This window comes from Agromyces bauzanensis (assembly GCF_014645655.1).
Lineage (GTDB): Bacteria > Actinomycetota > Actinomycetes > Actinomycetales > Microbacteriaceae > Agromyces > Agromyces bauzanensis.
In genome coordinates, this window is the sequence record NZ_BMMD01000013.1 from 109,076 (window position 1) to 118,556 (window position 9,481).

A 9,481-nucleotide genomic window follows, 5' to 3' on the forward strand; every position below is an offset into this window, starting at 1 on the left:
CGCTCGAGCCGCCAATGGATCTCGTGTGTCGTGGGATGGCGCCATTCCCGCACCCGGTATTCGAATCCGGGGGAGCAGCACGATCGGGATCGGGCCAGGCGACGCCGACGCGACCACCCCCACGACGATCTTCGCGTCCGTGGAATGACGGCGATTGCGCGGGGATCGGTTCGGTGACTATCTCGACGGGACCTCAATAAGGGCGCGGCACACGACGATCGTACCGGCATCCACCATTTCAATGGGATGACTCTCGGATAGGGAAACCATACAGCAGTGATGCACGGTGTTCTCCCGCGGCGGATCCGCGGTGGACAAGAGAGGGAGGGCCCACCGATGGGGTGGGCCCTCCCTCACCTCGGGTTGTTGCGTTGGTCAGGAGGTCGCGATGGTGACGTCGTCGATCAGCATGCCGTCGCCGTCGACGAGCTGCGGCTGTGCGGCGCCGCTGAGGCGGAACAGCAGCGTGTCGGTCTGGTAGGTCTCCTCGCCGGTGGCGTCGTAGTAGGCCTCGAACGTGGTGTTCTTGACCGGCTTGCCATCTACGTGGACCGAGAAGACGTCGTTGTTCGTCGACTTCTTCGTGTCAGGCTTCTTGATGAGCTTGAGCTTCACGGTGTGCGCCTCGCTCGCGTCGAGCCCGGTGGCCACCGTCTTGACGTCCCACTGGAGCTCGCCCGCCTCGTCGAAGTACGACCCCTGGCTGACCAGGTCGATGCCGTCGGCGGTGTGTTCGATCGCGAGGAAGCCGCCCCGGCCGCCCTGGCCGTTGTCGGGGCTGACGGTCACCCGCAGGCCCGGCTGAAGCTCGACCGGCTCGAGCACGAAGGACGCGGTGAACGTGTGCGCCGGTCCGGTCTCGGTGGCCGGGACCTCGAGGGTGGGGCTGAACAGCTGGTCGCCGAAGCTGCCGGATGTCACCACGTTGCTGATCCGCAGCGCCGGGTCGTCGCCAGCGGTGATCATGGCGTCGAACGGGCCGGTCATCCGCCAGTCACTGTTGCTCGCTGCGGCGGTCGTGTCGATGGTCACGCCGGTGAAGTCGGTGACGTATGGGCTGGCGACGGCTGCCATGGCGGGCGTCGCGGCCAGTACGAGGGCGGAGGAGAGCGCCGCGACTGCGGTGGCGCGGGACTTCTTGATGTTCAACTTGATCACTCCATGATCTCGATGTGGGAGGTGGGGCGGTGCGCCTGAAACCTGTAGGGACCGTATCAGACCCAGATTTGCGAGTAGCGGTCGCGCGTGCATCGGCTTGCTGAGGGTACGTGTCGTTGGCGTGTCCGGTGTGGTGAACGCATGACGTTGGCCCGGCTGTCGCGCCGGGTGGGCGGGGCGGCAATCCCCTCGTACCGTAGAGAGATCAGCCAAGTTTTGGAGGCTGGCGATGGGTACGAAGATGTATATCGGAAGTTCGATGAGGACTTCAAAGCGGGCGCGGTGCGGATCGTCGAGGAGACGGGCAAGCCGATCGCGCAGGTCGCCCGTGAGCTGGGCGTGAACGAGGGCACGCTGGGCAACTGGGTCGCCGCGGCACGCCCGGCCCGGGATGGTGAGGACCCGCCGTTGACCGAGTCGGAGCGGGCGGAACTGGTCCGGTTGCGCAAGGGAGAACACCGAGCTGCGGATGCAGCGTGATGTCCTCAAACGATCGGTGGCCCTCTGGGTGGACGAGGCGATGGGCGGGTGACCGTGGCCGGATACATCACGGACCAGAGGGCACAGCACCGGGTGCCGTGCGCGGTGACGTGTCGGGCGCTCGGTGCGGGTCATCTTCCGCGTACGTGACGGCATCAGGGCGCCTCGCTTCGTCGGTCGGTCGCTTTGCCGGTGCGTGCGGATGCCTTCGCGTTCGCGCCGAGGAGGCTTCGGATCTCGACTCCGGTCACGGTCGTGCCGTCCCTGCGGATCGAGGCGATGAGCGGATCGTCATGTTCGACGAGACGGGCGAGCTCCGCTCTCGTCACCGCAAGAATCTGCGCCCGATTACCGGTCAGACGGCGAACCCGTTCCTCCAATGCCTCGAGTACCCCATCCCGCTGGTCTTCAGCGGCCCCGTCCTCCCACACGACGATCACATCGACATCGGAGTCCGGCCCGGCTTCCCCGCGTGCCATGGACCCGTAGATCGCCGCACTGACAACGACGCCGACAGTCACCTCTCTGATGGTGTCCTCGACAGCGGATGCCACGACGGCGCGACTGGCCAGGATCTTCTCGATCGGATCCCAGAGGATGTGCCCGCGGTTCAGCGTGTACGCGTTCGCAGGTCCGACCTTCTGCATGTCGACCAGGCCCAGGGCAACCAACTCGTCGAGCATCCGTTGTGTGGTGCGAAGCGCTCGCACTCCGCTGAGCTCATGTATCCGGCGACCGGACGCAGGCTCGGCGAGCACCGCAAGCCGATGCCTCCCGACTCGGATCCGCATCAAGTGACTACAGATTACATCAAGTGACTACCATCCCTGCGGGACGGCCGAACTCTACCCGATAGACCGACGTTGCAGATGAGGCCCGCTCACCGGACATTTCATCGCACAGGGCGTACGGGCACTCGGCCCTCGATGCGGCACGTCCGCACCCGCGTGAAGTCGCCGGGGCAGAACGGGTCACGCGAGCGCGGGTTCGGGACACTGAAGTACGAGCGGCTGTTCCTCGACGAGATCCCCGACGCGCTCGAGCCGGTCGAACGCGCGGAGGACTACCGCATCGAATACAACACCGTGCGCCCGCACGAGGCGATCGCCTCGAACCGGCCGATGCAGGTGCACCTGGGCCTTGCCGACCGGACCATCCCCAACTTCGATCGAGAAGAAGTCCTGCCAACTACTTGACGCGGGAGACCCGAGTTCTATGTCGACTTCAACTACAACGATGATCGCATCTTGCGGATCAACAGAGTGGCGCGCCCAAGTGACCCGCGCCTCGTCGCGGATCGCGCGCGCCGCGCTCCTGGAGCACAACACCATGGCTGTCAGCGGTCGCGCGATTCGGTCGACGTCGAGTCGTTCTGCATCCGCTCCGATCTGCCCAATGCGCCTCAGTTCGCGCGCATCGTGCGCGCAGTAGTCGATCAGGCGCGGGCAGAGCGCTGACGCCCTCCCGATCGCCGCTTTCGGCATCCGCATGCCCCGTTCAGTCTGCGGGAATAGCATGGTGCCGTGGCCGATATCGCGATTCCCGACATCGTTGTGTTCGCCCCCTCGCCGTCGCTGACGATCACGATCGAAGAGCGCGATGAAGAGCCCGACATCCACATCCACGCGGGCGGGCAGGGAGTGTGGCAGGCGCGGATGCTGCGCCGTCTGGGTACGACCGTGACGATGTGCTGCACGTTCGCGGGCGAGACCGGTGGGGTGCTGCGTCATCTGTTGGACGGTGAGGGCTTCGACGTCGTCGCCGTCGAGCGTGACGGTCAGAGTGCCGCGTACATCCACGACCGTCGCGGTGGTCAGCGGCGCTCGATCGTGGAGACCGCCGGCAGTGATCTCTCCCGCCATGTGCTCGACGAGCTCTACGGGCAGACGCTCCGGGTCGGGATGGATGCGCAGCTCGTGCTGTTGAGCGGGCCCGCCGGCGACGTCCTGCCGGCAGAGGTGTACCGTCGGCTGGCCGCCGACCTGCGTTCGTGCGATTGCTGCGTTATGGTCGATCTGGCCGGACCCCGTCTGGATGCGGCGCTCGCTGGCCACGTCGACATCGTCAAGATCAGCCACGAGGAGCTGCTCGCGGACGGGCGGATCACCTCGATCGGTGAAGCGGAGATCATCGCGGCGATGCGCACCATCCGCGATGCGGGCGCCGATACCGTGATCGTCACCCGGGCGGAGAAGCCCCTGCTCATGCTCACCGAGAGCGACACCATCCTGATCGTGACGAACCCGATCATGGAGGTCGTCGACACGAGCGGTGCGGGGGACTCGTTCACCGCCGCGACGGCTGCGGAAGTCGCGCGCGGCGCCGAGATCACCGAGGCAGTCGTGCTGGGCGCGGCGGCGGGTGCCCTGAACGTCACGCGGCATGGGCACGGCACGGGGGATCGTGCGGCGATCCACCGCCTCAGCAGGCTCGTGCACGTCGTGCCATATGGCGAGGACCACGAAGACCATCACCCGCCCCGGATCGGCCTGCGCGAGTTGGCCGAGATGTTCGAGTCGGAGTAACGGGCCATGCGGGCACTGATCACCAACGACGACGGGATCGACTCCGCCGGCCTCTACGCGCTCGCGCTCGCGGCGTGTCGACAGGGGTTCGAGGTCGTCGTCGCCGCGCCTGCGCAGGAGGCCAGCGGCAGCAGCGCATCGATCATCGCGACCGATTCGCGCGCCGTGACCGCCGCCGGCGGTCGCGGGCACATCCGCATCGAGGACCGCACGTTTCGCGGTCTCGACGTGCCGGCTCACGCGGTGCACGCCGCTCCCGCGTTGATCGCGCTCGTCGCCGCGCACGGTGCGTTCGGCCCGCCCCCCGATCTCGTGCTGTCGGGCATCAATCGCGGCGCCAACGTGGGGCGCGCGATCCTGCACTCCGGCACGGTGGGCGCTGCGCTGACCGGTGGCGGCTCGGGCGCCCGCGCGCTCGCGGTGTCGCTCGCAACGGGGCTGTACCCCGACCCGCCTCGATGGTCGATGGCGGCAGCCGTCACCGAACGGGTCCTCGCGCTGCTGGCCGAGAACGCGCCGGGCACGATTCTGAACCTCAACGTGCCCAACGTCCACGAGGAGCCCGAGCTCGTCGAGGCGTCGCTGGCACCGTTCGGCATCGTGCACACGACGGTGAGCAGGCGGGTCGGCGACTTCGTGTCGATGACGATCGCCGAGCCTCCCGGTGCGGGTGAGGAAGACACGGATGCGGCGCTGCTCGCCGCCGGCAAGGCGACGTTGACGCGGCTGCTCGGCATCGCCGCGTCGCCGGAACCGGTGCTGCTTACACCGGCGGTCGAGGTCGGCGGGTCAGCGCGCAGCTGATGCCGGGCTGGCGCGGACGGACGTCGGCCTCCTGTCCGTCCTCGAATTTGCGGCCGCACGCGTGGCAGCGTCAACGCATGTCGGACCCACTAGCAGTGGATCCGTCTCGTAGCTCGATCGGATTGAGAACACGGACGTAAGCCTCGTAGCCGGGCTCATAGTCAAAGGCTACTGCGGTCCCCCGGGCCGCACCGGAGGGGGACCGCACCAAGTGATGCGGTCCCTCTCCGGTTGCCCCTCCCGCCGCGACACCAGGGCTTGGCAGATGTGTCCTGCCGGTCAACGGCCGCCGCTGCTGCGGGAGGATGTGCGTCACAACCCGATATCACGCCGGCGAACAGCTGAGATCTTTCGCGGTCCCGTAGCGGAAGTCACCCTCCGGGAACGGCGAGAACTGCGGGACGAGCGCGGCGATGAGCAGGGCGATTCCCAGCAGAAAAGAGCTCGTGCGCCAGAGGCTCCATCCTTTCGGATCGTGTCGGCGACGCCACGTTAGGTACAAGTACCCCGCCGCTAGTGGTCGTCTCCGTTAGTTCGTCGGGGGTTCAGGCTGTGGCTGGCTCGTGTCGGCCGACGCGTTCGAGGAGGTCGTGTAGCGCGGCGCGACCGAACCGCCAGTCGAACGGGACGGCGGTGGCGTTGTAGCGCTCCTGGAATGTCAGGAGCCGGTTTTCGAGCGTTTCGAGGTCGAGGAAGTCCTGGGGTTTGACGACTTTGCGTTGCACGATGGAGAAGTAGATCTCGACCTGGTTCAGCCAGGATGCGTGCACCGGCAGGTGCACGAGAGTCGCGTTCGGGAAGGCGTCGTTCATCCGCTGCACGGATGCGGCCCCGCTGTGGGAGGAGCCGTTGTCCACGACCCAGAACACCCGCCGTGCCGACTTGTAGGGCTCGCAGGTCATGACCTGCTCGACCAGCGCGGTGAACGGTGCGATCCCGGTGGTGGGTGCGCACCGGCCGATCACCCGGGCGTGGTGGACGTCGTATGCGGCGAGGTAGGCGAGGGTGCCGCCACGACGGTATTCGAACTCGACCCGCCGGGCCCTGCCCAGGCCGGGGGGCAGTCCAGGGTGGCGGCGGTGCAGGGCTTGCAGCTGGGACTTCTCGTCGGCGCTGATGACGTAGTCGTCTTCTCCGAGCGGTTCGCCGTCCCAGATCCGGGCGTAGAAGTCCAGCACCCGGCCGGCTTTGAACGCGAAGTCCCGGTCGCGGGGGAAGATCCAGGACCGGTGCTGCCAGGGCCGGATCGCATCGGCATCCAGCCAGCGGCGCACCGTCGACGCCGAGATGGCTTCCACGATCCCGCGGTCGGCGGCCTCGGCGGCCAACTCGGCGTGGGACCAGCGGGACAACGGCACGCAGGTCTCGGCCGGCAGTTGACAAGCCAGCGCCTTGATCTCCGCGACCGTGGTCGCCTCGAACACCGGCGGGCGCCCGGAGCGGGGCAGATCCCGCAGTCCCTCCAGCCTGCGCTCAGCGAAGCGGGAGCGCCACTTGCGGACCGTGTCCACATGCACGCCCTCGTTCCGGGCGATGCCCGCGTTCGTGGCGCCACGGGCGGCGGCGAGGATGATCCGGGCCCGACGGGCGTCACGGACCTCGGTGCGCACCCGCCGCGCCCGCCGGGATAGCTCGTGTTCCTCAGCGTCGGACAAGACGGTCGTGAACGGGCTGATCATTGGCATGATCAGGGATTAACAGGTCGACTAGGCCGCCCGGTGGTGACACGCCGACACGATCGGCGATCATGGTGTCATGGCGGCCATCCCGGAATCCACGAGGATCTCCCTCTCCCAGCGGCTGAACGCTCGCGCCCGCGAACGGTGGCCGCAGATCGCCCGGATCGATACCCGCTTCAGGGGCTCGTTCGCATACGCCACCGCGCGCCTGCCAGGCGGCGACGAACTCCCGCTGATGCGACTGCGGTACGGCGGCTCCGCCCGTTCCTGGGGCTTCGCGATATACCGCGCCAGCCACAACGACTACGAAGACTCCTGGCTCCCAGACGGCCAATCCGCCGGGGAGCCCGAGACAGCTCTCGACACCGCCGCCGGCCTCTACCTCGCCGACCCCACAGCCTGGACATAAACCCCCGACGAACTAACGGAGACGACCACTAGCAGGAGCAGCGCAGCAACGGGCAGCACCGTTTCGGCGAGGTCGCCCTCGCTGTGCACGTGACCGTTCCCGTGCGCGAAGACCATGGTGGCCTTGTCCTATCGCGTCCGAGTTTGCGTGGTTTCGGCGGCGAGATTCAGTGTCGTGCCGGAGCGTTGCAGCAGCCAGCCGCCGACGATCAGCAACGCCCCGAACACCAGGAACAGGATGTCGGCAATGGTTTGGTATTCGCCGCTGATCACGTGATGGATTCCGAGGAGGTGATGGTCGACGATGCCCTCGACGAGGTTGAACACTCCCCAGCCGGCGAGGATCCATCCCCACAGCACCCGGGAGGTCCAGACCCGGCCACGAGAGTGCGTGACTCTGCTGTAGAGGATGCCGAGGCCGACAAGGACCGCGAGCCAGGTGACGACGTGGAAGAGGCCGTCCCACAGTGTGTTCATCTGCAGCCCATGCACGGTAGTGGCGGGGTAATCCCCGATATTGATGTTCGCGGTGGCAGAGCTGGTGAGCATGTGGTGCCATTGCAACACTTGGTGCAGCAGGATCCCGTCGACGAACCCGCCCAGCCCTACCCCGAGCAGCAGCCCCGGCAACGCCAGCCCTTTCGGCTTCACGCCGGTCCCTACCCGATCCACGTTCGATGTCGCAGTCATCGCTATCGTCCCCCCTTTGCTCGCAACCCGGTTTTCGGCCAAAGTACGAGCGCCGGCACCGACCCCAAAGGGGGGTGCAGTGAAGATCGACGTGTGCTAATAGTGGCTCTCCTGCTGCTTCCGTGGGTTAGTTCCGGCCGGGGAGGGCGGGTTTGTGGCCGCCGAGGGAGAGCATGGCGAGGGCGATGAGGGCGTCGGGTGATTTGAATCCGAACGCGACGCGGGTGATGAGTCTGATCTTGGTGTTCATGGATTCGACGCGTCCGTTGGAGAGGCCGTGCTCGATCGCGGCGAGGATNCGTTTGCACGACCCAGGCGAGCTTGGCCTGCTGCTTCTCGGTGAGGTTCTCCGGGTTCTTCCAGAGCGCGTACCGGGAGTTCTTCACCCCGGCGGCGCGGGCACTGTCCGGGCGGGGCGGGGCGTCCTTTCGCGGCCTTCCCCGGCTGCGTCGGGCTTCGTTGGCGCGGGCGGCTTTGCGGGCGTCGTTCCACGCGGTTCGGCGGACCTCATCGAGGGCCTCGGTGGCCCACTTCACGACGTGGAACGGGTCGGCGCAGCGGACCGCGTTCGGGCACTTCTCGGCCACGACCGCGGCGATCCACGCGGCCCCGTCCGCGGAAACATGCGTGATCTGGGCGGATCGCTCCGGGCCGAGCGCGTCGAAGAACCTGGCCAGGGTGGCCTTGTCCTGCCCCGGGGCAGCCCAGACCAGGCGGCCGCTGTCGTGGTCGACGATCACGGTCAGGTACTTGTGTCCGCGCTTGTAGGAGATCTCATCGATCCCGATCCGGGTCAGGCCCGCGAACGGGTCGTGGGCCTTGCCGGTGTCGTCCCAGACCCGGGTGATGATCGAGCCCACGGTGCGCCACGCGATCCGCATCAACTCGCACACCGCGGTCTTCGACGTCTGCGTCGCCAGCCACGCGACCTGCGCATCGAAGAGATGGGTGTGGCCAGCCTGATGCCGAGCCCACGGCACCGCGGCGACGACCACCCCGTGCAACCTTGCACTGCACCCGCGGCGCGTCGGCTTCCAGCTCGACCCTGATCGTTCCGGCGTCCAGGGTCCGCCACCGTCTACGGCCCTCCCCTTGGTCGAACCCCGGACACGGCCGCAGGCACTGCCCGCAGCGGCTGCGCATCGATCCCGTAGGCCTTACCCGTGCGACCAGAACGCCGCCCTCGTCGTCGAGCTCGACGTCCTCAACAACCGTTTTCTCGACACCGAGCAGAGTTCGCCATAGCCTTGCATTCCGCACGCCGTTTTCCCATCTGAAAGTTTCTGTTCCTTGAACAGACAGAAACCTAGACAGGAAGTGGCGCATAGCGTGAGTTGGTACTGGTAGTCCAGCGACTTGGTACTGGTGTTCCGGGGAGGTGGTACCGGCTCCTGGCTGATGCTGGTGAGCCGGCACCATCGTTCGCCGGTTACTCCCAGTAGCCCTCGCTGACGCGGGCGTGGTCGCGGCGGAGTCTGCGCATGTCGATCTGGCCGAGGTTGATCGTTCTGGCGTGGTTCGCGAGCCCGTTCACGATCGAGTCGGCAGGCGACCCGGTCGGGGAGCTCGGCGACCCAGTACGATGGCCCGGGAGTACCAGCCAGCCAGAACTTCGGTACCAAGTCGCTGGACTGTTCTGTCTCAACGCATCGTGGACACACGATCTCATGACATCGTGGACGCGCTGTCTCACAGCATCGGAGACACCCGTAGCGATGGTAGTTGGGTGGGATGACG

10 protein-coding genes and 1 pseudogene are annotated in these 9,481 nt (G+C 66.9%); 5 read left to right on the top strand and 6 right to left on the bottom strand.

The window, feature by feature from the left end; all coding sequences use genetic code 11:
- Window positions 1–375 precede the first annotated feature (375 nt).
- A complete protein-coding gene (locus tag IEX31_RS12150; RefSeq protein ID WP_188743689.1) occupies window positions 376–1,158 on the bottom strand; it encodes a hypothetical protein in 783 nt (260 codons plus the stop codon).
- A 141-nt stretch (window positions 1,159–1,299) separates the two neighbouring features.
- Here IEX31_RS12150 and IEX31_RS12155 point away from each other — a divergent pair, with 141 nt between their 5' ends.
- Window positions 1,300–1,638, top strand: coding sequence for a transposase (locus IEX31_RS12155; protein ID WP_229662316.1), 339 nt, complete (start codon window positions 1,300–1,302; stop codon window positions 1,636–1,638).
- Window positions 1,639–1,793: 155 nt separating this feature from the next.
- Here IEX31_RS12155 and IEX31_RS12160 read toward each other — a convergent pair whose 3' ends face one another.
- Window positions 1,794–2,321, bottom strand: a complete 528-nt coding sequence (locus IEX31_RS12160) for a nucleotidyltransferase domain-containing protein (RefSeq protein ID WP_188743690.1) — start codon at window positions 2,319–2,321, stop codon at window positions 1,794–1,796.
- 243 nt (window positions 2,322–2,564) lie between these two features.
- Here IEX31_RS12160 and IEX31_RS12165 point away from each other — a divergent pair, with 243 nt between their 5' ends.
- From IEX31_RS12165 to surE, 3 genes are all read left to right on the top strand, one after another.
- Complete coding sequence (locus IEX31_RS12165) at window positions 2,565–2,834, top strand: integrase core domain-containing protein (protein WP_229662317.1); 270 nt, start codon at window positions 2,565–2,567, stop codon at window positions 2,832–2,834.
- 444 nt (window positions 2,835–3,278) lie between these two features.
- Window positions 3,279–4,163: a PfkB family carbohydrate kinase gene (locus tag IEX31_RS12175; protein WP_229662322.1), complete on the top strand. Its 885-nt coding sequence runs from the start codon at window positions 3,279–3,281 to the stop codon at window positions 4,161–4,163.
- Window positions 4,164–4,169: 6 nt separating this feature from the next.
- Window positions 4,170–4,967: a 5'/3'-nucleotidase SurE gene (gene surE / locus IEX31_RS12180; protein ID WP_188743691.1), complete on the top strand. Its 798-nt coding sequence runs from the start codon at window positions 4,170–4,172 to the stop codon at window positions 4,965–4,967.
- Window positions 4,968–5,292: 325 nt separating this feature from the next.
- On the opposite strand, the gene IEX31_RS19605 is transcribed toward surE, so the two are convergent.
- Window positions 5,293–5,469, bottom strand: coding sequence for a hypothetical protein (locus IEX31_RS19605; RefSeq protein ID WP_188743692.1), 177 nt, complete (start codon window positions 5,467–5,469; stop codon window positions 5,293–5,295).
- A 43-nt stretch (window positions 5,470–5,512) separates the two neighbouring features.
- Window positions 5,513–6,652 (bottom strand): IS630 family transposase, encoded by a 1,140-nt coding sequence (locus tag IEX31_RS12190; RefSeq protein ID WP_308423501.1) that lies wholly within the window; start codon window positions 6,650–6,652, stop codon window positions 5,513–5,515.
- A 70-nt stretch (window positions 6,653–6,722) separates the two neighbouring features.
- Between IEX31_RS12190 and IEX31_RS12195 the strand changes: the two genes are divergently transcribed.
- Window positions 6,723–7,055 carry a hypothetical protein gene (locus tag IEX31_RS12195; RefSeq protein ID WP_188743694.1) on the top strand — a complete coding sequence of 111 codons (333 nt, stop codon included), beginning with the start codon at window positions 6,723–6,725 and terminating at the stop codon, window positions 7,053–7,055.
- Between the two features lie 128 nt (window positions 7,056–7,183).
- Here IEX31_RS12195 and IEX31_RS12200 read toward each other — a convergent pair whose 3' ends face one another.
- A complete protein-coding gene (locus tag IEX31_RS12200; RefSeq protein ID WP_188743695.1) occupies window positions 7,184–7,744 on the bottom strand; it encodes a DUF2243 domain-containing protein in 561 nt (186 codons plus the stop codon).
- A 127-nt stretch (window positions 7,745–7,871) separates the two neighbouring features.
- Window positions 7,872–9,004, bottom strand: a pseudogene (locus IEX31_RS12205) (ISL3 family transposase).
- Window positions 9,005–9,481 lie beyond the last annotated feature (477 nt).

Bases quoted from the DNA above. Each gene is read 5' to 3' on its own strand.
- IEX31_RS12155 (WP_229662316.1), top strand. From the start codon at position 1,300: ATGACGTTGGCCCGGCTGTCGCGCCGGGTGGGCGGGGCGGCAATCCCC.
- surE (WP_188743691.1), top strand. From the start codon at position 4,170: ATGCGGGCACTGATCACCAACGACGACGGGATCGACTCCGCCGGCCTC.
- IEX31_RS12160 (WP_188743690.1), bottom strand. From the start codon at position 2,321: ATGCTCGACGAGTTGGTTGCCCTGGGCCTGGTCGACATGCAGAAGGTC.
- IEX31_RS12195 (WP_188743694.1), top strand. From the start codon at position 6,723: ATGGCGGCCATCCCGGAATCCACGAGGATCTCCCTCTCCCAGCGGCTG.
- IEX31_RS12200 (WP_188743695.1), bottom strand. From the start codon at position 7,744: ATGACTGCGACATCGAACGTGGATCGGGTAGGGACCGGCGTGAAGCCG.
- IEX31_RS12190 (WP_308423501.1), bottom strand. From the start codon at position 6,652: ATGCCAATGATCAGCCCGTTCACGACCGTCTTGTCCGACGCTGAGGAA.
- IEX31_RS12165 (WP_229662317.1), top strand. From the start codon at position 2,565: ATGCGGCACGTCCGCACCCGCGTGAAGTCGCCGGGGCAGAACGGGTCA.